This window comes from Bacteroidota bacterium (genome assembly GCA_013696965.1).
Lineage (GTDB): Bacteria > Bacteroidota > Bacteroidia > JACCXN01 > JACCXN01 > JACCXN01.
Map to the genome: position 1 here is coordinate 17,931 of JACCXN010000032.1, position 23,662 is coordinate 41,592.

The following is a 23,662-nucleotide window of genomic DNA, read 5'->3' on the forward strand; positions in this document are numbered from 1 at the left end:
AGATCCTATTAAATCTTTTCCATAGCATCTGATTTCACCCAACCCATGCTGCCATTGGGAATGCTAATTTTTTTCCAATCTGATAGTTCATCAAGAACTTGCACCTTAGCACCTTCATGAATTAGAAAAAGTTTGGTTCCGCTATTATGGGGAGCACTTCGAACAGTTAAACTAGGCGAAAAAACAATTGCATATGCCTGGTTATTCAAGAAGTTTTTTTGCTGATTGCCAAATACAAAAAACAAAATTGAAACAGCAAATAAAAATACTCCACAAAAAAATCCAGCTTTTTTCAATAGTGTATTATTAGCAATTACAAATCCTACAAACATTAACATAGCAATGAACATTGCCTGAATAGCCAACCAGCCCCAATCATCTGCTTTTTTTGAGAACAGCAAATTTTTCCACCATTTTACCACATTAAGTTCTGGAAGAGGTTCAATTTTATCAACTATTTTTTGATTTGAAAGTTTTAAGTTAATGATAGCATCCTCGCTGGCAGGGTTAAGTTTCAAGGCTTTTTCATAAAATAAAATAGCCAAAGGAATTTCTCCTGATTTATAATATGCATTACCCAAGTTAAAATAAAGTGCCTCATTCTGGTATCCTTGGTTTACAATTTCCTTGTATTTTTTATATGCTAAATTAAAATCTCCCTCAGAATAGGCTTTGTTAGCCTGTTCAAACAATTCATCGGGTTTTAGATCTGTTAAACCAGTGATTGATGTTGAAGCTGAAACAAATGTGATTGAAAAAACAAAAATTAAAAACAGCAGTTTTTTTATTCTCATAGCCTTTATTTTCATTTTAATTCTCCTTCCAATTTTGCAATCACCTCTGTTGTATCTGAATAAACAGTTTTAACTGAAATATCAGTTACGGGCGCAAACCTTGCCATTTCACAAAGATCTATTGTTAGGGCAACCTTGTCAATTATGGGTTCCGAAATATTTTTGTTTTTTAAATGCAGTGTTATATTATCCTTATTTAACATTGTTACTGGCATATTAAACTTATCACCAAAATAACCATAAAGTGCTTTGAAAATTTCATTGTAAAACTGGGATTCATTATTTGTTTCAAGATGTTTTTTGGCCAATTCTAAACGCTTTATTGCAATTTTCGTGGCTTTCTTGGATTTCACAAGCACCAGGTTGCTATTCACTTTTACATACCTTTTCCTGGCAATAATAAAACCAACAAAGAGGAAAATTGGAAGTGCAAGTAAAATATAGAAAAAAGAGGATCCAAAAAAGAAACTTCCCTTAAAAGTAAATTCAGGAGTATGTGTATTTATGTACCTGATATCGTTACCTACAGTTTTTATATCTTCTTGTCTTTTACCAGATACTATTATTCCCCCATCATCCTCTTTTGCAGCTTTTTCAACTTGAATTTCAAAAGGCCCAGTTGTAAGCGTTTTGTATGATTTTAAAACCGGGTCGAAATAACTGAATTGTATTGGTTCAATAGTAAAGGTTCCAGAATGGCGGGGAATCATTAAAAATTCGAAGGATTTTGTCCCTGAAACACCGGAGGAAGAAATTGATGTTTTATCTTTTAATTGTGGATCATAAACCTCAACATCAACAGGAAATACAGGAGCAGGAGTTTCCATTAATGGTAAATTACCTTTACCAGAAATGTTCAAAAAAAGGTTTACTGCTTCATGCGCTCTAACCTTATTCTTATCCAAACGGGCTTCAACTGAAAATTTCCCTACCGCTCCTTTAAAATCAATTGGCTTTCCATTTTCAGGAAGTGGAAGCACTTGAATATTAAGAAGCTTACTTGAAACGGTATATTTAGCATCCTCGAAGGTACCAAAAAACTGATCAAATACAGATTGGCTACGTTTGTTGGAACGGGAACGAACAATACAATCAAGGGATAAAGGATCGATTTCAAGAGTTCCGCTACGTTGTGCAAATAATACAAACTTTCTAATTTCTGCAACATTATAGCTAACACCATCAAGTACCTCAGCTTGAAAGTGGATATTTCCTCCATTGTTATCTTCAATTAACTCTGACCAAAAACCATTTAAAGCAGGTAATTTATTAAAACCAAGATTTACAAGATTTACACGATGGTATAATTTAAAACTAAGAATAACCTGTTCTCCAACAAAAGGATTTGTTTTATCCACTGAAACTTTTAAAAAGAGATTTTTACTTAAATCCTCCTCCGTAATTTGCTGTTGTTGTTGCTGCTGTTGTTGTTGCCTTGCATTTTGTTGTTGCAATTGCTGTTGTTGTTGCTGTTGGGCACTTGGTTTTACTACTTCAATGGTAAGTGCATTGCTTTGAAGGAGCTGATTGTTTGATTTTATTGTAGCAGGAGGAATGTTAAAAACGCCTTCTTTACTTGCTAAAAGAACAAAAGAAAAGGAATGTTTTTGAGAAACTGCCCCATTAATCCATTGCGTACTAGTGGATTGATTTGGTCCTCCAACAATCCTGAAATCAGTAAATTGTGGTGGCCTAAATTCTGAACCATGAGCATCAATGGTAAAGGATACAGTAATTGTTTCACCTACAGCAACTTTAGCCCTGCTTGTTGTTGCAGTGAATTCGGTTGCAAATAAAATGTTAGTCAGAAAACAACTAAATAGTATAAAAAAAAGCTTCATTTAAAATAATTTCCTTTAAACTGAATAAAAATTGCATTTAAAATAGTTAAAGCATTACCAATCTTTCTCAATATCAACTCCTACAGTTGTTTTTTGTTTTTTAAGTTTTTCCTGGATATTTTTATCTTCTCTTTCCATAGCTTCTAAAAGTCTTTGGGCTTCCTCCCTTGACATTTGATCTTTAGGTTTTTGCGGTTCCTTTTGTTGATCCTTCTGGTCCTGGTTTTTTTTGTCTTCTTTTTTTTCTTCTTTCTTGTCTTTTTTCTCTTCCTCTTTTTTGTCTTCTTTTTTGTCTTCTTTTTTGTCCTCTTTTTTGTCTTCGTTTTTATTCTCCTGCTCTTGTTGTTGCTTTAATTTTTGCATTGCATAAGCCAAATTATACCTTGCCTGATCATCATCCGGTTGATTTCTTAAAGCATTTTTATATGCATCAATACTTTCCTCGTATTTCTCGGCCTTTAAAAGCGAGTTGCCAAGGTTATGAAATGCTTTGGCCTTAATTGGTTTATCTGGTGCTGTTTGTGTAAGGGTTTTAAATTGAGCTGCTGCTTCTTCGTATTTTTCTTGCTTATAAAGGGAATTTCCCAGGTTAAAGGCTCCATTAAAGGAATTATTGTTCTCATCCACAGCACGTAAATAATTGGTTTGAGCTTCTGAAAATTCTCCTTTTTCGTATTGCTTGTTACCTTCGCGGATAAGCTTGTTCTCCTTTTGGGCATAAGCCTTTAACGAAAATAAAAGGGCCAGGATTATATAAAATAGTGTTCTCATTTTTTACCAAACAAATTTATTTTACCATACCATTTGCTTTTTCTTTCTGGTAATAAAAAGTCCAGAGTGAACAGCAATAAAGCTAAAGCAATGAAATACTGGAACTGATCTTCATAATCACTAAAAAGTGAAGATTCATATTCCTGCTTATCCATTTTATTAATTTCATCCAAAATAAGTGATAATCCTGCTTGTGAATTTGTGGCCCTCACATAAATTCCATTTGCTTCCTGAGCAATTTGTTGTAAGGTAGTCTCATCAAGACTTGTAACCACTGTATTTCCTTCCTTATCCATTCTAAAACCTGCCGGTTTCCCATTTCTATAAATTGGAATTGGTGCACCTTTTGGCGAACCAAAACCCACAGTATGTATCACTACTCCTTTTTTTGTAGCTTCTTTGGCTAATTCCAAGGGATCATCCTGATGGTCTTCTCCATCGCTAATTACAACTATAACCCTGCTTTTGTTTTTCACTTCATCTGTTATTTCACCAAATGAACGTAAAGAAAGATCAATGGCATTGCCAATTGCTGTTCCCTGTGTAGGAATTATTTCAGTATTTATGGTATTAATGAACATTTTTGCAGCCCCATAATCAGTTGTAATTGGAAGCTGAACATAAGCTTCTCCTGCAAAAACAACAATTCCTATCCTATCGCCCTTTAAATCATCAATTAGTTGTAACAGTGCTCTTTTAGCCCTTTCAAGACGGTTGGGAGAAAGATCTTCAGCCAACATGCTATTAGAAATATCCAGGGCAACAACCAAATCAACTCCTTCCCGTTTTACCTCTTCCATTTTAGAACCAGTTTGTGGGGCAGCAATGGCAAGAATTAAAAGCACGAGCCCTGACAATTGAAGGAATGTTTTCCAGTTGGCTCTAAAAGGGGAAATAGCAGGCATTAATTGGGATATTACTGCTAGATCACCAAAAGCAGAGAACGATTTTTTCTTCCACCTCAACATCAGCCAATAAATAATCAGCAGCAATGGAATAAGCAATAGGGCATATAAATATTCTATGTTAGCGAACTTTACCATTATGGGATGCTTCTGAATAAAGTGTTTCTAAATAAAAATTCAAACATTAAAAGTAAACCGGCCATTAATACAAGGGGGAAGAAACTTTCTGTTTTTTTTCTGTATTCAACCACATCAATTTTTGATTTTTCAAGTAAATCAATTTCCCGGTATATTTCCTTGAGGCTTTGATTATCCGTAGCCCTGTAATATTTACCACCAGTAATGGCTGCAATTTTTGTAAGGGTTGGCTCATCCACGTCTGTTTCTTCGTATTGGTATTGAATGCCAAAAGGAGTTTTAACAGGGAAAGGTGCTTTCCCTTTGGTTCCAATTCCAACAGTATAAACCCTGACTCCAAATTCACGTGCAATTTCACCCGCAGTAATTGGAGCAACGGCTCCAACATTATTCACTCCATCAGTTAATAAAATGACAACTTTACTGGTTGCTTCACTTTCTTTTAACCTGTTTACGGCACTTGCAAGTCCCATTCCTATTGCAGTTCCATCTTTTATCATTCCATTTTGAACTTCCATCATCAGATTTTTTACAACTGCATGATCCGTAGTTAAGGGGCATTGAGTAAAACTTTCTCCACTAAAAATAGTAAGACCCAACCTGTCATTTTTTCTTCCGGAAATAAAATCTACGGCAATTTTTTTAGCGGCCTCAAGCCGGTTTGGTTTAAAATCCTCAGCCATCATACTACCAGAAACGTCCAGTGAAATAATTATATCAATTCCTTCCGCAGTTGCATTTTTCCAACTTGACCTTGTTTGCGGCCTGGCAAGTGCGATAATAAGTAGGATAACAGCTGCCAGTCGTAAAACAAATAAACTATGCCGAAACATTACTTTATAATCTCTCTTTATTGCCTTGAGCTTACTAATGCCAGAAATCTTAATTTCTGCAGTACTCCTTGTATTTTTAAACCAGTACCAGGTAATTACTATAGGAATTACGAGCAATAGGTATAAAAATTCGGGATTAGCCCAGTTTATATGATCAAACATTTGCAACATCTCCCTCACTTTTATTTAAAATTATTTCTTCCAAAATAGCTGTAGACTTAACAAATTCAACAGCATTAGCATGGCTTAAGTCATTCTCAGAAGGCAAGGGTTGTGTTTTTGCAAATTTTACAAGATCTGCCAAAACAAGAACCTGCTCGAGTTTAATTTTTGATTCGGTATTTATTGCGAGTGATCTGCAACTTATAATAATTTCTTCAGAGGTTTGTTCCAAAGCATTAATATTGTATCTGTTTTCAAGATAGATTCGGATAATTTCAGTAATGAGGGTATGGTAAAGTTTTGTTTTACCCTCTTGCCATAATTTTTTCTGTTTAAGTTCCTCCAGCTTTTCAAGAGCCAGTATGTGAGGCAATACCTCTGGGATTTTTTCTATTGTTGCTTCCTTTTTCTTTCTTTTTTTGAAATACAAGTATATCAAGACAAAGATAATTGCAAGCAACACTATGCCTATTATATATGGAAGGGCTTCTTTAAAGGTATAGGGTGCTTCCAAAGGAGGTTTAATATCTTTTATTGCTTGTGTTGTGTCAATTTGAATGGATTTTACTTCAAGCAATAATGCCTGGGTTTCGAAAATACGGGCACTATCGCCATTTTTTAAGAATCTCAAAGGAGGTATTACAAAAAAGCCAGTATCAAAGCAGGTTATTTGCAAATTTTGAGTTAAAGAGACTGTTTTTTGATCTTTTGAAAAAACAGTATCAATTTTTGAAACTTCAACAATTTCAATTTTATTTATGCTATCAGTTAAAACAGGCCATTGTACGAATTTCCCGTTTTGGTCAATTATACTGGCAGGTAAAAAAACTTTTATTTGCAAGGCAGCCTGAGCCCCTATTGCAATCCTGTTTGTATCTAATTTTGCAGTTGCAGTATAAACCTGGCCGAAAACATTATTTAACAGCAAGAGCGCTGTTACTAACAAAACTATATACTTTTTCAACTTTAAAAAAAATTCTTTTCGTTAGTACTTGTATTTTTATTTTTTCTCTTATCCTACTTTTACTTATCTTCCTGATTCCCGCTGTTTGAATAAATTCATCAAGGGTTGAATATAGGGTTTATGTGTACCAAGTTTTGTAAAATCCACTCCTGATCTTTTGAAAATTTCCTTCAATTTATTATCTTCCATTTGAGCAGCTATTGCATATTGTTTTCTTGTTTCACTGCGTGAGGTATCCACCCAAATCATTTCCCCGGTTTCAGCATCTTGCAGTCTAATCAATCCAACATTGGGAAGATGCCTTTCACGTTCGTCATAAATTTGAAGTGCTACAACATCATGTTTACGGTTTGCAATTTTCAATGCAGTTTCAAATCCTTCATCCATAAAATCAGAAATTACAAATGCAGTACTTCTTTTTTTAATTACATTGGTAAAGTATTTCAAAGCCATTGCAATATCTGTCTTTTTGTGTTCGGGATTAAAATCTATGAGTTCGCGAATTATCCTTAAAATGTGAGATCTGCCCTTTTTGGGAGGAATAAATTTTTCGATTTTATCACTAAAAAAAACAACACCAATGTTATCATTGTTTTGAATTGCCGAAAAAGCAAGTACAGCACAGAGTTCAGTTACAAGATCCTGTTTGAGTTGTTTCTGACTTCCAAATTCTCTTGAGCCACTAACATCAACAATGAGCATAACAGTAAGTTCTCTTTCCTCCTGAAACACTTTAATGTAAGGGGTTCTTAATCGGGCAGTCACATTCCAATCGATAGTTCGAATATCGTCTCCTGGTTGATATTCCCTAACTTCACTAAAGGTCATTCCCCTTCCCTTAAAGGCACTGTGGTATTCCCCGGAAAAAACCTGGCTACTGAGTCCTCTGGATTTAATTTCTATTTTTCTTACTTTTTTTAATAACTCCGTTGTTTCCATCTCAAATATTAATGCACCAGAACTAGTAAATTAATTTTTCTACTTCATCTAATCCCATTCTCATCAAACTATGGAACTTCAATTGTATTTAAAATCTCGGTTATAATGTCTTCAGAGCTAATATTTTCTGCCTCTGCCTCATAAGTTAAGCCAATTCTATGACGCAACACATCATGACAGATAGCTCGCACATCCTCGGGAATAACATAACCTCTGCGTTTTATAAAAGCATATGCCTTAGCTGCAAGAGCAAGGTTTATACTTGCCCTTGGGGATCCGCCATAAGAAATTAAGGGAGCAAATTTATCCAGTTTATATTCCTTAGGATTTCTGGTTGCAAAAACTATATCAATTATATATTTTTCAATTTTTTCATCCATATAAACTTCACGCACGGTTTTTCTTGCCTTTAAAATATCATCGGGATGTAAAAGCTTTCTTGCCTTTGGCATTCCATCAGGTGAAATATTAGCACGAACAATCTTTATTTCTTCTTCTTTTTTAGGATATCCCAAAACAACTTTTAACATAAAACGATCAACCTGGGCCTCTGGCAAAGGGTAAGTTCCCTCCTGTTCAATTGGATTTTGAGTTGCCAATACAAGGAAGGGCTCAGGAAGTTTATAGGTTTTGTCACTAATTGTCACCTGTCTTTCCTGCATGGCTTCAAGTAAAGCACTTTGTACCTTGGCAGGAGCACGATTAATTTCATCGGCAAGGATAAAATTGGCAAAAATAGGTCCTTTTCTTACAGTAAATTCTTCGTTTTTTTGATTGTAAATCATTGTTCCAATTACATCCGCAGGTAAAAGATCCGGAGTGAATTGTATTCTGGAAAAATCAGCCTGGATAATTGATGATAAGGTATTAATTGCAAGAGTTTTGGCTAAACCAGGAACACCTTCCAATAATATATGCCCATTAGAAAGCAATCCTATAAGCATTCTTTCAACCATATATTTCTGGCCAACGATCACCTTGTCCATTTCCATAGTAACAAGATCCACAAATGCACTTTCATGCTTTATTTTCTCATTTAATTCCCTTATATCTGTTGTAGCAGAATTGGAATTATTAACAATTATTTCTTGTTGGTTACTTATTTCTGAAGATTCGGTCATAAATTAATTTTTTTAGGGAGCATTTTTACAATTTTTGTGCCGTCAGATTCTAATAACGTAAAAAAAATAAGAAAATGACATTTTGGCAAAAATATCTTTAATTATCAGAAGAAAAAAATGATTTTTTTTCAGTTTTTTCTTCTGATGTCCGGTAAAAGTTTTTTAGATTCCTCGCTACGCTTGGAATGACAGGCATTTCAAAACATATTCCTCACTTTCAATGTCATTTCGAATGAACGCAGTGTAGTGAGGAATCTTTCCTATTTTACCGGACATTAATGATTTTTTTCTTTATGTTGACATAGAATTGATAAAAATTATACTGTTTCTATGCAGTTCTACCTTTGAATAGTCATGCTCAATATAAAATATATAAAACATGACTTTACCATTTGACAATTAAAATAACAAAATATCTACAAATGAAATAATCATATACAAACCCATATATATATAACATGACTATCCAGATTATTCGGAATTACAATTGAAACACGATTTATATACCTATGAAATAGCCATGCACGAACCGTTCACAAACGCTAATGAATATAACATGGCTATCCCGATAAATCGGGATGACTATTAAAAAACAAATTATATACATATGAAATAGCCATGCACCAAACGTGCGCAAACACTAATGAATATAACCTGGCGTCCCGATAAATCGGGATGACAACTAAAAAAACAAATGCTTTAGCATTCTTGAGTTCCTTAAAGAAAGGAAAAATTAAAAACGAATAAATTATCTACATATGAAATAGCCATGCACGAACCGTTCACAAACGCTAATGAATATAACATGGCTATCCCGATAAATCGGGATGACCTTAAAAAAACAAATTATATACATATGAAAATTTACTGTCAAAAAAATTCCAATCAATTATTATTTGCCGTACATTTAATGAAAATTTTATAGCTTCATGTATTTAAATTTCCATCGTTTTTTATTGTTTTTTGCTTTTTCTACATTTATTTATTCCTGTTCAAGCCCGATATTCACTCAAAGAAAATACTTTTTTGGGTCTTATAATGCCAATAATGTTACTTTATGTAACACAGAGGCTGGAAGTGAAGAAACAGCAAAAGAAAAAATCAAGCAAAAAGCAAATGCAGAAACAGAAAAAACACTGTTAGACCTTCAGGCAATAAAAACTAAGGAGCCTTTAATGGGATACAAGAAAGGCCTGGAGTTGGTTGCTTGCTTAAATTCAGAAACTGTTTTTAAAAATCTGCATAGTTCCACTGAAAATATTCATATAAAAGAGAAAAAAAAGTCTCAGGCAATAAACATGTATATCCATACAGATTCAAGTCCTGCTCTTGATTTTCTTCAAAAACCAAAAGAAAAGAATGCTTCTATAATGGATATATTAGAATTAACTTCATTCATGTTTATTTTTGCTTCCATAGTATTGCTTCTTTTTTCTAACATTCTTTGGGTTTTCTTTGGTGTTGCAGCCGTTGTCCTTTTTATTCTAGTGCAAATTATTTGGTAGTTTTCTTTCTTTCTTCTGTATTTTCATGCTTTTTAAACTTCAGGCTCCACATTCCGCGTAAATCCCCAATTTTATAGCCTGTGGCCTTATCTAGTGGATAATACTTATACAATTTTATTTCAGTAGCCAAATCAATTTCCTTTCCACTTTCTCCGTGGCATTTCAGGCAAGTATTATTTGCAACAAATATTGGTTTATAATAATAGACTGCATCTTCTCTTTTTTGAAGCTCATCCATTAATGGTTCTCCTTTAATATTACCAGCAGTATACTTTTCCAATTGTTCTTTTTCAAAATCATTGAAAGGCTCATTTTCACGGTTCCTGTTTTTTAGTGAAACACGCCTTATCATACAGGAATATTTTTGAGAAAGTGAATGGGTAAGTTCTATTATTTTTAAGTTGCAGAATTGAATGGCATATGCTTCTCCCTTTTCTTCAATGGCAGAATTTATGTTTTTCAATAAATTTGCCTGGATAACAAGTGTAATGGAATCTCCTAATCTTCTGTAATTATTTATTGATTCCTCTTCGGCTGCCAAAACGGCACTTCGCTCCCTATGGTCTAATAAACAACTGCTTACCGTTATTGAAAGGATTGATAAAATGCTAAACAACCTTACCATTATTTTTAAATTTTATACTAAATATACGCAATAAGTTTTACTGTTTTATGGGAAATAGGATCAATTTCTTTCACTGCTCTACTTTATTGTTTTCAGAGGCTTACGAGCAAACAATTTCTAACTTAGATAAAAACGCTAATTTGGAAAAAAGTGCTGGGCCAGTGGCAGGATACTTTTAGAATTATAGCCGAAATACTCTTTAATTTTCAGCAAATAATAAATTTTGCTGCCTGGTTTTCAACCGGTAAGATTAAACTTTGGCTTCCTTTATTTTTTCAAAAAGATCGGCAAATTGAAATTTACTTCCATCAAATAAGCCTTTATCACTTAATTTCAATTCAGGAATAACAAGCAGAGCCATAAAGGATAAAGTCATAAAGGGAGCTTTTAATACACTTCCCATTTCTTTTGCCAATTTATCAATTTCCGAATAATTTGCTGCTACAGTTAAATAAGGGGCATTGCTCATAATCCCAGCTATGGGCAAAGGAAGTATCCTTTCAGTAAGTCCTGAAACAAGAGAGATTCCTCCTTTTTCATGGATTATTAAATCAACCGCTCTACAAATGCTCTTATCGTCAGTACCAACTACAACAATATTATGACTATCATGAGCAACTGATGAGGCTATAGCTCCCATTTTAAATCCAAAACCATTTATAAAAGCAATACTAACCGGGCTATCCATATACCTGTTCACCACGCATATTTTTAAGATATCGTTTTTCGTATCAGATATTGCCTTGCCTTTTATTGTTTTTACAGAAGTATAAATACTTTCAGTAACTAGCTGTCCATCTACTGCCTTTATTACCCTTATTTTACCATCTTGGGAATCAATGGAATAATCTGTTGGCTTCTTTTTTTTGACATTAAAGTTATTTATAGGGTTTGCTTGAATGTGAGGAATGAATGAGTTTCCATTTTCAGCCAGAAGCTCCCCTTTTATATAAGTTCTTATATTGCTTAATTCCTCAAGATTATCAACTAGTATAAAATCAGCATCATCATTTTTTTGCAAAAGGCCAACATCAAGATTATAATGTTTTACAGGGTTTACACAGGCACATAACAATACATTCAATTTATCAAATCCAAGACCAAAGGCTTTTTTAACAAGTTCATTGATATGCCCTTTAATTAATTCATCGGGATGCTTGTCATCACTGCAAAACATTATTTTTTCATAATATTTTTCAATCAATGGAGAAAGTGCATCAAAATTTCTTGCCGCTGAGCCCTCCCGAATTAACAATTTCATACCTAAATTCAATTTCTCCAACCCTTCTTCATAGGTAAAACTCTCATGATCGGTTGAAATTCCTGCTGCCACATATTTTTTCAGATTTTCACCACTTAAACCAGGTGCATGTCCATCAACTAGCTTATTTTTATCTAAAGCAGCACTGATTTTGGCAAGCATTTGTTCATCTCCATTAATTACCGCAGGATAATTCATAACCTCTGCTAAATATTTAATCTCATCTTTTTCCAAAAGATACTTTATGTCCTGAACAGAAATGACCTCACCTGCAGTTTCGTATTCAGTAGCAGGAACGCATGAGGGGGCTCCGAAATTAAATTTAAATGGAACACTGGCAGCACTTTCAATCATGTATTCCACACCTTTTACTCCCATTACATTTCCTATTTCATGCGGGTCGGAAACAGTTGCTACTGTACCATGAATAACTGCAATTCTGGCAAACTCTGCTGGCACAAGCATTGAACTTTCAATGTGTATATGAGAATCAACAAAGCCAGGTAAAATGTAACCTGTTTGCGGTTGGTTAAGTTTTTCAATTTCTTTTATTTTCCCATTGTTCACTGTAATTTTACCAGGAAAAATCTTCCTGTTCACAACGTCTACAATGTTTCCACTTATTGAAAAAATTTTATCCATAGCTTTAATGCTTTTGAATCTAAAATTAAGAAAAAAAAAGGCCTATTTGCATTATTAATATTTTCCGATAACTTTGTTACTTATTATTAATTAATTTTTTTTACAATGGCAACAGGAAAAGTAAAATTTTACAATGAAACTAAAGGATTTGGATTTATTGTAGCAGATGATACAAATGAGGAAATATTTGTGCACGCTTCAGGACTTTTAGATGAAATTCGTCAAAATGATGAAGTATCTTTTGATATTACAGAGGGAAAAAAGGGTGTTAACGCGATTAATGTTAAAAGGGTTTAAACCTAAAAATTAGTCTTTTTATCCTTAATGTAAAACAAACCAGCTCAAAAAGTTGGTTTGTTTTTTATTTATTCGAACAAAGAAAAAACAGTTTTTTCTATTCCAATGTAAAGTCCATCTGCTCTTAATTCAACAGGATAAGCACGTACATAATCACCTCCCCCTCCGGCTTGTCTGCCTGATACCAAATTAAATTCTAACTTATGCCAGGGACAAACTATATTTTCTCCTGAACAATGTCCTGAACTCAAAGATGCACCCTGGTGTGGGCAAATATCGTTTACCGCAAAATAACCAGTTTCTAATTTAATAAGACAAATGCTTTTGTTAGCTACGTGTACAGCAATGGGAATTTTTAATTCAGGTTCATTTAACTTTAAAAAATCAGCATCAAAAACTTTATACCAAATTATTTTCTTCCTGAATATCATTTTTTGAAGCAGATAAAAGAATAAGGATGCAAATTATAGCTTTCACATTGTAATTTCAAAACTTCCCCATTCAGTATAACATGGGTTGGAATTTAAAACACATTTTCACAATTAAAATTCTCAGGCCATTTTGCAGTTGTTTTTTTGTAAAAATCACAAATTACTTTATAATCCTTTTCTTTATCACCTGAAGGCATTAAAGCTGGGCCAATTCCAGCCACTTTGTTTTTATAATCAAGATAGCCAAGAACAATAGGCACTTGTGCCCCCAAAGCAACATGGTAAAAGCCACTTTTCCATTTATCAACCCTGCTTCTTGTTCCCTCTGGTGGTATCATTACAATTATCTCATCTTTGCTATTAATTAATTCTATCATGGCATCCACCATACTGTTGCTTTTTGATCGATCTACCGGAACTCCTCCAAGGCTTTCAAACATTCCTTTAAAAGGAAACCTGAATAATTCTTTCTTTGCCAAATATTTAACATCCAGGTTAAATTCTTCTAAGGCGCCAATGCCATAAACAAAATCCCAATTGCTTGTATGAGGAGCTGCTAATAACACACATTTTTTGGTTCCTAAGGGAAGTCCTCCCTGAATTTTCCAGCCGTGTTTCCGGAATATCCAGTTAAATAATTTTCGCATAATCCTATTCTTGGAGTGTTTCGGTGAAAAAATCGTTGGTGAAATTAACCAGATAAAGTTTTTCTGAAGCACGTGATACGGCAGTATAAAGCCATCTGATATATTCCCTGTTAATCATATCCTTTGTAAGATAGCCTTGTTCAACAAATACACAGGGCCATTGCCCGCCTTGTGATTTATGACAGGTTATGGCATAAGCAAACTTAACTTGCAAAGCGTTGAAAAAAGGGTCTTTTTTTAATTTTAAAAATCTTTCTCTTTTGTTGGTAATATGCATATAATCCTCCATTACCTTTTCATAGAGTTGTTTATTCTCCGAGCTATTCAATGAAGGCGATTCTGAAGAAATGGTATTTAACAGAAGTTTTGCTTCAAACTCAGCTTCTTCAGGATAATCAGCCATACGTAATACCACATCGGCAAAACTAAATCCATATGCTTCCTTTCTTGCTTTTACTTTTAATATTTCCACAATGTCGCCATTTGCCACAAAACCAGCTTTTGAAGTATCTGGTAGCCAAAAGTAATTATTTTTCACAACCATCATCAGGTCTCCAGCGGAAATTTCTTCTTCATTCCAAAGAATTCTAGCCCTTATTTGCTGATTGTAAATGTTAGCACGCTTATTTGAACGGCAAATAATCATGGTGTCTTCCCTACCCCATTTCCCATAGGCATCATTTATTGCGTCCTCTAATTCACCACCGGAAATCCTGACAATATCCTTAAATCCCTCCATTTCAAACACCGGGGTAAGAATTTTATCATTTTGCAAAATAGTTCTCAAAAGGGTGGCATTTTGAAGAATTCCTGATTCTTGCTTTTGCCTTACAACTTGTTTTAATTCTCCCTGGAAAATATTTACCAGAAAGTTTTTTGCCAGATATTCTCCATCCAATGCAGGACTTAAATCAGAACCAACGGGAGGTAGTTGTGCAGCATCGCCAATGAAAATAATTTTACAGTTTACCCCTTCTCTAACATAAGCCAGCAAATCTTCCAATAAGCTCCTGGCAGAGGAATAATTGCTTTCAGCTGTGGAATTATCTGCTATCATTGATGCTTCATCCACTATAAAACAAGCATTGGAATGTAAATTAGGCATACATTGAAAAACTCCTGTATTATCAGCTTCACCCTTTCTTTTATATATTTTTTTATGGATGGTTAAAGCCTGACGATTAGAATAATTTCCCAGTACTTTTGCAGCTCTTCCAGTTGGAGCAAGTAAAATAGGTGTTATTTTAAAAGCTGGAAGGGTTTTAACCAAAGCACTGACTAAAGTGGTTTTACCAGTTCCTGCATATCCTTTTAGAATAAACAATAAATTTGATTCGGTGGATTTAATAAACTCCCCTAATTGATTAATCACCTGCTCCTGTCCTGGAGTGGGCTCATAATTAAATTGTTTTAACAATAAAGCATTAATTGAAGGCGTTGTCATTACTTTAAAATCAATTGGTTTCAAAGGTAACAAGGATTTATCAATATATTTGTCCATAAAACTTCAAGTTTTATTGAAATTGAATAACATTTTTGGTTTAAAAAAATTGTAGATTTGCAACTTATAAAAAATTAAACTCTTATGAAACTTGGAATTTCAATTGCACTTTCACTGTCAATTCTTGTATTAGGTTATTTTGTTTATGACAGTATAAACAGCAGAATTAAATTTGAAAAAGAAACAACCAGAAGAAATAAAGTGGTTGAGGAAAGATTAAAGGATATTCGTACTGCACAACTTGCATACAAAAACCAAAAAGGAGAATACACCAATAATTTTGATTCCCTAATATCTTTTGTGAAATATGATAAGATGCCCATTATCATGCAAATAGGTGATGCAGAAGATTCAATAGCAGTTGCTTCAGGCCAGGTAATACGCGATACTACCTATATAAACATTATTGACACCTTGTTTTCACAAACCAGGATGCTAAATCGTTTAAGACCTTTTTACCTCGATTCTATTTCTTATGTTCCTTTCAGCAATGGTGAAAAATTTGACCTTGATGCAGGTGAAATTGAAAAAAACAAGGTAAAAGTTAAGGTATTTGAAGTCTTTGCAACTTATAAGAAAATTTATACCGGGCTTGAAACCAAAAAACAAAATGTGAAAGTTCATGAAGGTTTAAGAGTTGGTTCAATGACAGAACCTTCTACAAGTGGAAACTGGGAATAATCATACAAAGACCATTCATAACATTGTTGACGAAGCCTATAATGCCTCATCCACATTGTTGTACCATTTGTCCATTCAAATTGGGTTAAATGAATTTTCTTATTGTATTCTTGATCTAAAAAACAATAAGTTTCTTATTCTTAAATCTTACCAGTACGATAAAATATTCAATTGGACTCAACTGGCTAATGCTATTGAAAACACTATTAAAACAGATGAAATGCTTAAAAGCAAGTATAAATCTGTTTCAGTTCTATTAGAACACAATCAATTCACTATTATTCCTGCTCCTCTTTTTGATAATAACAACCAGAAGGATTACCTGAAATTCAATGCAGATTTTGAGCAAAATCAGTCTTTTGGCAATGATATTTTAAAAAGCATTGAAGCGCATAATGTTTTTGTTATTCCAAATGTTGTTGAAAAATTAATATTCAACTATTTTGGAGCAAATAAAATTACTCATCATACTTCAGCTTTAATTGAAAGTTTTATAAAAAGCACCAAAAACAGCAATGAAAAACAGTTGTTTGTGAATGTGCATGTTTCATCTTTTGATTTTGTATTAATTGAAGGAAACAAATTAATTTGTTGCAACTCATTCCACGTGCATTCAAAGGAGGATTTTATTTACTACCTTCTTTTTGCCTGTGAACAGTTTAAATTGAATCCTGAAAAAATAAAACTTGTGGTATCAGGGGATATTGAAAAGAGTTCTGATAAGTATACTGATCTATACAAATACCTCCGCAATGTCAGTTTGATTGGCCGCAATAATGCTTCTCACCATTCTTATAAGTTCGATGAAATTCCCGAACATTTTTATTACAACTTATTAAACCATTATTCAGCATAATTAAACTATGGACTTAATAAATTGATTTAAATTAAGGGAACTTCAATTATTCTCCTATTAAATCAGCCAGTTCCAGCCAACGCAATGATTTTTCTTCAAGAGTTTGAATCAAGTCTCCCAACTGTAAAGCTTTTTCCTGCAACACATCCTGGTTCAATGTTCCTGAATTTAAAAGCATTTCCAATTCTTTTTTTTGATTCTCGAGTTTTGCTATTTCGATTTCCAGATCATCATAGGCTTTTTTATCCTTAAAAGACACCTTTTTTTCAACAGCCTTTTCAACAATTACCGCAGACGGTTTAATCGCTATTTGTTTTGCTTTCGCTTTTTCATCTTTTTCCCGATCAATTAGCCATTCTCTGTATTCGCTGTAATTTCCTGTAAAATCCTTGATTACTCCTTCTCCTTCAAAAACAAAAAGGTGATCAGCAAGTTTATCCATAAAATACCTATCGTGAGAAACAATGATAAGGCATCCTTTAAAGCTCAGCAGAAAATCTTCCAATACATTAAGTGTTAGAATATCCAAATCATTGGTAGGTTCATCCAGAATCAGGAAATTAGGATTTTTTATCAATACCGTTAATAAATACAACCTTCTTTTTTCCCCTCCGCTAAGCTTACTAACATAAGTATATTGGATTTCGGGAGAAAACAAAAAATGCTGAAGAAATTGAGAAGCGCTAAGTTTGCTGCCATCTCCTAAAGGAATAACCTCTGCAATATCTTTTACCACATCAATTACGCGTTTATCTTCATTTAATTTAAGCCCTTCCTGAGAATAATATCCGTAAACAATAGTATCACCTACGGCCACTTTTCCAGAATCCACCGGTTCTTTGCCGGTTATGATATTTAAAAAGGTTGATTTTCCTGTTCCGTTTTTCCCTACTATCCCTATTCTTTCTCCAGTTTTAAAAGTATAATCAAAACCCTTCAATATTTGAAGGTTATCATAACTCTTGTAAATCTTTTTCAATTCAAGAATTTTTCCACCAACACGTGTCATTTTAACATTCAATGTTAATTCAGCTTCTTTTTTCTTGCTATTTGCCTTTTCCTCCACATCATAAAAAGCATCTATTCTTGATTTTGATTTTGTGGTACGTGCTTTTGGTGATTTCCTTATCCAATCCAGCTCTTTTCTATACAGGTTTTTGGCTTTGTCTATTTGTTGTCCTTCATTGAATTCACGCTCCTGCTTTTTCTCAATAAAATAGGAGTAATTTCCTTTGTAGGTATATAAAATACCGTTATCCAATTCAATAATTTCATTGCAAACACGATCCAGGAAATACCTGTCGTGAGTTACCATTAATAAAGTTATGTTTTGTTTTACCAGGTAATTTTCAAGCCATTCTATCATTTCAAAATCCAGGTGATTTGTAGGCTCATCAAGAATAAGCAAATCAGGTTCTTCTGTAAGTACCTTGGCAAGTGCTACTCTTTTTTGCTGGCCTCCGGAAAGCTCAGAAGTTAACTGCTCAAGTTTTGTGATTTTTAACTGGGTGAGTATTTGCTTTATTTTTGTTTCATAATCCCAGGCTTTTTGCTGTTCCATCCCTTCAAAAGCAGCTTGAAACCTATCCTGGTCATCTTCTCCATTTTCCTGTGCAATCAGGCATTCTTCATATTCTCTGATGGCATTAAGCACTGGATTATTGTTTCCAAAAACTTCCTGCATTACAGTTCTTGTTCCATCAAGCTCTGGTTCCTGGTTCAGAAAAGCTGTTTTAATGTCTTTTCTGAAAGTAACATTCCCGGAATCTGCAGTATCCTTACCGCTAATGATTTTCAATAAGGATGATTTTCCCGTACCGTTCCTGGCAACAAGTGCTACGCGCTGTCCTTTATTGATGCCAAAACTTATTTCCTTGAACAAAACTCTTATTCCGTAGGATTTTGACAGGTTTTCTATTGATAAATAATTCATGTTGGATATTGGGTGTAGGATATTTAAAAGCCAGGAGCTTTTAGTTATTAAATAAGTTGCTCAATATAAAACTCTCAATTTATGCTTTGATTGTTGAATAAGGGCGCAAAGAAAAGCAAATTTATCAAGCAGTAGGGCATTTAGATTTGAAATTTGATGAATTAATGACAATAATAATTAGAAGATTAAAACTGAAAATTTATTCTTTAAAGTGGGCCCAAGGCATAATTAATTTGACCCACAATTCAATTTATTCACTGCATTTCTGCCAAAATTAGATTAATTTTATATCCTGATTTTTACTGTTATCAGCGCCTTTAATCAACCATTTTGAAAAGCATGTTAAATATTTTACTGGCTTCGGTTAAAACTAAGCCACTTTTACCCTTTGTTCTGCTCTTTTTGCTTGTAATTACGGCCTTGTTCTATTTTTTAGGTTTTCATACACAATTTTTTTCAGGTCCCTATGGAATGCATTATATGAGGCAAACGGATAGTTTATCCTTTGCTTCACAATACTATAATAAAGGATATAATTTTTTTTCACCCCAATTGTATAACCTTAAGAATGTTGATGGAAAAGCTGCCTGTGAATTTCCTGTAATTTATTATTTGACAGCCTTGCTTTATTTCGTTTTTGGCAAACAAATGTTTATCCTAAAACTTATTCACCTTATAATTGTTTATGCTGGAGTGTATTGCTTTTTCAGAATGTCTTTTTTGATCTTAAAGGATTTATCCTATGCTATGCTCATCACTTTGTTCCTTTTTACATCTACTGTTTTTAATTTTTATTCTTTTAATTACTTGCCTGATGCTCCTGCTCTGGGTTTTACTTTAATAGGATGGTACCTTATTTACAACTATACCTTTGAAAATAAAAAGAAACACATTTTAATCGGATTCTTGTTTTTCACCTTAGCAAGCCTGATAAAAGTAACTTATCTTATAAATCCACTTGCTGCACTAATCCTTGCTTCCTACTATTTTTTCTTTCAAAAAAAAGATTTATCATTTATAATCCAGGCTAAAAAGATCATAGAACATGGGATTACAGGAGTATTTATTGTACTGATATGGAATGCATATATGTTTTACTACAATGATTTTTACAATTCCACATCATTTAATACTTCAGCTCTTCCAATATGGTCTTTATCAGTGGAAAACATTGGTATTATTTGGGATTACATTAACAATTATTGGTATAGCAAATATTTTGCTCAATCCTCCTTTCATCTTCTATTTGCTTTAGTTTTACTGCAACTTGTGTTTTTAAAAAAAATAAATTTTGAAATCCATTTGTTTACATTAATTATGTTTTTGGGCAACTTAGCTTATTTCCTGCTTTTTTATGCCCAATTTAAAGATCATGATTACTATTTTTTAACATTTTTTCCGTTTATCCTTCTAATCCTGATAACAGGTATAAAAACAGTGCAAAACATTTCTAAAAAAAGCATGCTGCATGTTTGCATTAAACTGCTTTTTTTAACCCTGGTAATTATTGGAATTAACTATTCAAGATCGAAATTAAGTGACAGATATAATGTAAATGAAAAAATTTCCCCTATTTCTTATTTAATACAGGAAAATTTATTGGCCATAAAAAATTTAAATATTCCTGATAATTCTAAATACATAGTGGGTCCGGATTATAGCCAAAATGGCGGACTGCTTTTATTGGACAAAATGGGTTGGAATATTGAAAGTTCTAAAGATATTACCGAATTTACGATTAATTCATACAAATCATTAGGAGCTCAATACCTTTTGTTGGCCAGTAGCGAAAATGATATTTTAGCTGTTGGAAAAGCAACTGGAACAGTTATTTTTGAGGCAAAAGGAATTTCTATATTTAAACTTAACAAACCCATAGGAAAAAAATAAGCTAAAATGAAAAACATCAGCTATCATAAATGAAATTAATTAAATACTTTTGAAATCTTTTTCCTCAATTACAGAATTACAAGCCAATGTTTTTAATTATAATCCTTTTCATCATCCTGTCTTTTGATGCCTATTTTTTCTTTGGATTAAATTCCATTATTACCAATTATCCTCAAAAACGAAAAAGAATTATCTTCTATTGCTATTGGGGTTTTACACTTTTTGTTGCTTTTTATATGCTAACAGCACTTATAATTCCTTCCCAGCATTGGCCAATATTTATTCGGGTTTATGTTACTTCAGTTATCCTTATAGTTACTGTGTCTAAAATATTTGCTTCATTTATTTTTCTGGTTGACGATATAATACGAATTTTTACGTGGTCAGCATTATTCCTAAGAGGTTTATCCCAAAATGAAAAAGAAGTTGAGGACAGTAAAATCAGAGTTAGCAGGCTTAATTTTTTAAGCAATCTTGCCTTAATTGTAGCTGCAGTGCCTTTTTTTTCAATGTTTTATGGTATGTTCAAAGGAGCATTTGAATATACAATACGAATAAACAGGATGAAATTGCCAGGTTTACCAAAAGAATTTAAGGGATTTAAAATTGTACAAATATCCGACATACATTGTGGTAGTTTTCATTCAACTGAACCACTTCAAAGAGCAGTGAATATTATAAACCAGCAAGAGGCGGATATGATTTTTATAACTGGCGACCTAGTTAATGATTTTGCCCATGAAACGGATCGTTTTACTTCGATTTTCAGTCAATTGAAGGCTCCAATGGGTGTTTTTTCTGTTTTAGGAAATCATGATTATGGTGATTATCCGCGTTGGGATTCTCAGGAAGAAAAAAAAATAAATTTCCAAACGCTTATTAAAAAACAAAAATCGTATGGCTGGGACCTATTAATGAATGAAAACAGGATTGTAGAAAAAAACGGAGAAAAAATTGCCATTGTAGGAGTGGAAAACATAGCAAGAACTACCCGAAACCCAAGGTATGGTGATTTAAAGAAAGCGCTAAGTGGCACAGAAAATATACCTTGTAAATTATTGCTCTCACATGATCCCTTTCACTGGGATGATGAAATTGTGAATGATTATCCTGATGTTAACATGACCTTTGCCGGACATACCCATGGAATGCAATTTGGAGTGGAAATTCCTAATTTTAAATGGAGTCCTATACAATACGTTTATGATCAATGGGCAGGACTTTATCAAAAAGGAAAACAATTTTTATATGTTAACCGCGGATTGGGATTTATTGGATATGCCGGAAGAGTGGGTATTTTACCCGAAATCACCGTTCATGAATTATGGCCAGAATAAAAAAAATTCTTGTTATTGTCATTTAAAAGTTTTTTGGCCTAGGGCTTCAAGAATGTCAAAACTATTTTTCAATAAGATTTGCTAAAAATTGAATTGTATCTATTCCGTCTGCGTAATCATCAAGGCCCGGTAATTGTGCCGCCCCAAATTCAACAGTTGGAAGTTTAGCCATTTTGTTGGAAACAACACATTGAACTTCTGACAAAAGCTCTGATTCAAGTGTCTTTTCTATTTCTTCCAGGGAATCGTAATATTCATAAAAAAGAACACCTACAGGCGAAGATTTAGTTTTATCTTCTTTTAAAATCATAAAACCATTATCGAGCAAATTTTCATTACCCATCAAATAAACCGTCTTATTGTAATGGTAATTGTTAATGTATTTATTGTTGTTGGCAATCCATTGAAAATCGTAAATGGCCCGAAAAAAAACATCAAAATCATAATTTCTTGGAACAAATAATTTTGTTACATTCCTACATCCAAGGCCAAAATACCTGAAAACATCATTTCCTAAATTGAAAATATCCAGCTCTGATTCTTTCCCGGTGAGAATTGCAACCGAATTTCTGTTTCTTCGGATTATATTGGGGTATTTTCCAAAATAATAATCAAAATACCTTGATGTATTGTTGCTCCCAGTGGCAATTACGGCATCCATAGAAGTAATGCGTCCTTCTGTAAACACTATTCTGCTTTTAAAGGAAGTTTCAATTTCAATTAAAACATCAGACAAAAGAGGTAAAAGGAGTTTGTCTTGCGAGGAAAGTTTTCCTATAAAGGTGTTTCCGGAAATTAAAACGCACATAAAATCATGGAATCCAGACAAGGGAATGTTTCCAGCCATTACAACAGCGATTTTTCCAGGACCTGTGTTTTTCTCCAGCGATTCTGTGTAAGGCAAAAGCCATGCTGAAAGTTTAGCATAAGTAAGGTTATTGGCAATGGATGTTAGTGCGTATTTTACATTGTCTTGTGTAAACCAGCCATTGTAATTAATGCTTTGCTGTATGGCATTTTCTAATCTTTCCTTAAACATTTCATTTAAAAACTCATATTCCGAAGCAGATTCCTCTGAAGAAAACTCTTCTAAAAATTGGGTTAAAAAACCTCCAAGCCTTGAAAATGCTTTTATATTTACTATTAAATTCATTTCTAATTCAAGATAAAATACAATTTGTATATTTGCAGCGTCAAAAATACAATATTATTCACCAATAAATATACATAGCGACATGGCTATTATGATTACCGATGAATGCATTAATTGCGGGGCTTGTGAACCAGAGTGTCCCAATAATGCAATTTACGAGGGAGGCGCAGAATGGCGCTTTTCTGATGGAACTGCGTTAAAAGGCACATATACTTCAAAAACAGGAATTACAACAGATGCTGATAGTCCTTTGCCTCCTAAGGTAATGGATGTTTATTATATAGTAACAGATAAGTGCACCGAATGTGTAGGGTTTCATGATGAACCTCAATGCGCTGCTGTTTGTCCTGTTGATTGTTGTGTTGATGATCCTGATTTTAGAGAAAGCAAAGAACAATTGCTTGCAAAAAAGGATTCACTTCACATTTAATTTTG

Annotated in this window: 22 protein-coding genes; 7 read left to right on the forward strand and 15 right to left on the reverse strand. The window is 33.4% G+C overall.

Annotated elements, in window-relative coordinates:
- Positions 1-8 precede the first annotated feature (8 nt).
- The 8 genes from H0V01_05290 to H0V01_05325 form a co-directional block, all read right to left on the reverse strand.
- The gene (locus tag H0V01_05290; GenBank protein MBA2582787.1) at positions 9-794 is read right to left on the reverse strand and encodes a tetratricopeptide repeat protein; all 786 of its coding nucleotides are present in this window, start codon (positions 792-794) and stop codon (positions 9-11) included.
- Between the two features lie 11 nt (positions 795-805).
- Positions 806-2,635 (reverse strand): protein BatD, encoded by a 1,830-nt coding sequence (locus H0V01_05295; protein ID MBA2582788.1) that lies wholly within the window; start codon positions 2,633-2,635, stop codon positions 806-808.
- A 54-nt stretch (positions 2,636-2,689) separates the two neighbouring features.
- Positions 2,690-3,406: a tetratricopeptide repeat protein gene (locus H0V01_05300; GenBank protein MBA2582789.1), complete on the reverse strand. Its 717-nt coding sequence runs from the start codon at positions 3,404-3,406 to the stop codon at positions 2,690-2,692.
- Positions 3,403-4,449: a VWA domain-containing protein gene (locus H0V01_05305; GenBank protein MBA2582790.1), complete on the reverse strand. Its 1,047-nt coding sequence runs from the start codon at positions 4,447-4,449 to the stop codon at positions 3,403-3,405. Before H0V01_05305 ends, H0V01_05300 begins: the two co-directional genes overlap by 4 nt.
- Positions 4,449-5,432 carry a VWA domain-containing protein gene (locus tag H0V01_05310; protein MBA2582791.1) on the reverse strand — a complete coding sequence of 328 codons (984 nt, stop codon included), beginning with the start codon at positions 5,430-5,432 and terminating at the stop codon, positions 4,449-4,451. Before H0V01_05310 ends, H0V01_05305 begins: the two co-directional genes overlap by 1 nt.
- Before the next feature lie 4 nt (positions 5,433-5,436).
- Positions 5,437-6,408 carry a hypothetical protein gene (locus H0V01_05315; protein ID MBA2582792.1) on the reverse strand — a complete coding sequence of 324 codons (972 nt, stop codon included), beginning with the start codon at positions 6,406-6,408 and terminating at the stop codon, positions 5,437-5,439.
- 63 nt (positions 6,409-6,471) lie between these two features.
- Positions 6,472-7,347, reverse strand: a complete 876-nt coding sequence (locus H0V01_05320) for a DUF58 domain-containing protein (GenBank protein MBA2582793.1) — start codon at positions 7,345-7,347, stop codon at positions 6,472-6,474.
- Between the two features lie 68 nt (positions 7,348-7,415).
- Positions 7,416-8,468, reverse strand: a complete 1,053-nt coding sequence (locus H0V01_05325) for an AAA family ATPase (GenBank protein ID MBA2582794.1) — start codon at positions 8,466-8,468, stop codon at positions 7,416-7,418.
- A gap of 929 nt (positions 8,469-9,397) precedes the next feature.
- On the opposite strand from H0V01_05325, the gene H0V01_05330 reads away from it, so the two are divergent.
- A complete protein-coding gene (locus H0V01_05330) occupies positions 9,398-9,973 on the forward strand; it encodes a hypothetical protein (GenBank protein ID MBA2582795.1) in 576 nt (191 codons plus the stop codon).
- On the opposite strand, the gene H0V01_05335 is transcribed toward H0V01_05330, so the two are convergent.
- Both H0V01_05335 and ade read right to left on the reverse strand, forming a co-directional pair.
- Positions 9,963-10,598, reverse strand: a complete 636-nt coding sequence (locus H0V01_05335) for a DUF3365 domain-containing protein (protein ID MBA2582796.1) — start codon at positions 10,596-10,598, stop codon at positions 9,963-9,965. The two genes, H0V01_05330 and H0V01_05335, sit on opposite strands and share 11 nt — an antisense overlap.
- 250 nt (positions 10,599-10,848) lie before the next feature.
- Complete coding sequence (gene ade, locus H0V01_05340; protein MBA2582797.1) at positions 10,849-12,501, reverse strand: adenine deaminase; 1,653 nt, start codon at positions 12,499-12,501, stop codon at positions 10,849-10,851.
- A 105-nt stretch (positions 12,502-12,606) separates the two neighbouring features.
- Between ade and H0V01_05345 the strand changes: the two genes are divergently transcribed.
- Positions 12,607-12,798, forward strand: a complete 192-nt coding sequence (locus tag H0V01_05345) for a cold shock domain-containing protein (GenBank protein MBA2582798.1) — start codon at positions 12,607-12,609, stop codon at positions 12,796-12,798.
- A 68-nt stretch (positions 12,799-12,866) separates the two neighbouring features.
- On the opposite strand, the gene H0V01_05350 is transcribed toward H0V01_05345, so the two are convergent.
- The 3 genes from H0V01_05350 to H0V01_05360 all read right to left on the reverse strand — a co-directional run bounded on the left by H0V01_05350 (position 12,867) and on the right by H0V01_05360 (position 15,320).
- The gene (locus H0V01_05350; GenBank protein MBA2582799.1) at positions 12,867-13,229 is read right to left on the reverse strand and encodes a Rieske (2Fe-2S) protein; all 363 of its coding nucleotides are present in this window, start codon (positions 13,227-13,229) and stop codon (positions 12,867-12,869) included.
- A gap of 92 nt (positions 13,230-13,321) precedes the next feature.
- Positions 13,322-13,876, reverse strand: coding sequence for a lysophospholipid acyltransferase family protein (locus H0V01_05355; GenBank protein ID MBA2582800.1), 555 nt, complete (start codon positions 13,874-13,876; stop codon positions 13,322-13,324).
- Between the two features lie 4 nt (positions 13,877-13,880).
- A complete protein-coding gene (locus H0V01_05360) occupies positions 13,881-15,320 on the reverse strand; it encodes an AAA family ATPase (GenBank protein MBA2582801.1) in 1,440 nt (479 codons plus the stop codon).
- 141 nt (positions 15,321-15,461) lie between these two features.
- On the opposite strand from H0V01_05360, the gene H0V01_05365 reads away from it, so the two are divergent.
- Both H0V01_05365 and H0V01_05370 read left to right on the forward strand, forming a co-directional pair.
- Positions 15,462-16,058, forward strand: a complete 597-nt coding sequence (locus tag H0V01_05365) for a hypothetical protein (GenBank protein MBA2582802.1) — start codon at positions 15,462-15,464, stop codon at positions 16,056-16,058.
- Positions 16,042-16,914 (forward strand): DUF3822 family protein, encoded by an 873-nt coding sequence (locus tag H0V01_05370; GenBank protein MBA2582803.1) that lies wholly within the window; start codon positions 16,042-16,044, stop codon positions 16,912-16,914. The genes H0V01_05365 and H0V01_05370 overlap by 17 nt, the downstream gene beginning before the upstream one ends.
- Positions 16,915-16,960: 46 nt before the next feature.
- Here H0V01_05370 and H0V01_05375 read toward each other — a convergent pair whose 3' ends face one another.
- A complete protein-coding gene (locus tag H0V01_05375) occupies positions 16,961-18,847 on the reverse strand; it encodes an ABC-F family ATP-binding cassette domain-containing protein (GenBank protein MBA2582804.1) in 1,887 nt (628 codons plus the stop codon).
- Positions 18,848-19,186: 339 nt separating this feature from the next.
- Here H0V01_05375 and H0V01_05380 point away from each other — a divergent pair, with 339 nt between their 5' ends.
- Together H0V01_05380 and H0V01_05385 are read left to right on the forward strand one after the other, a co-directional pair.
- Complete coding sequence (locus H0V01_05380; GenBank protein ID MBA2582805.1) at positions 19,187-20,737, forward strand: glycosyltransferase family 39 protein; 1,551 nt, start codon at positions 19,187-19,189, stop codon at positions 20,735-20,737.
- A gap of 86 nt (positions 20,738-20,823) precedes the next feature.
- On the forward strand, positions 20,824-22,074 hold the full coding sequence (locus tag H0V01_05385; GenBank protein ID MBA2582806.1) for a metallophosphoesterase: 1,251 nt from the start codon (positions 20,824-20,826) through the stop codon (positions 22,072-22,074).
- 61 nt (positions 22,075-22,135) lie between these two features.
- On the opposite strand, the gene H0V01_05390 is transcribed toward H0V01_05385, so the two are convergent.
- On the reverse strand, positions 22,136-23,227 hold the full coding sequence (locus H0V01_05390) for an acyl-CoA reductase (protein MBA2582807.1): 1,092 nt from the start codon (positions 23,225-23,227) through the stop codon (positions 22,136-22,138).
- Between the two features lie 82 nt (positions 23,228-23,309).
- Between H0V01_05390 and H0V01_05395 the strand changes: the two genes are divergently transcribed.
- Positions 23,310-23,657, forward strand: coding sequence for a 4Fe-4S dicluster domain-containing protein (locus H0V01_05395; protein ID MBA2582808.1), 348 nt, complete (start codon positions 23,310-23,312; stop codon positions 23,655-23,657).
- The last annotated feature ends 5 nt before the right edge of the window (positions 23,658-23,662 follow it).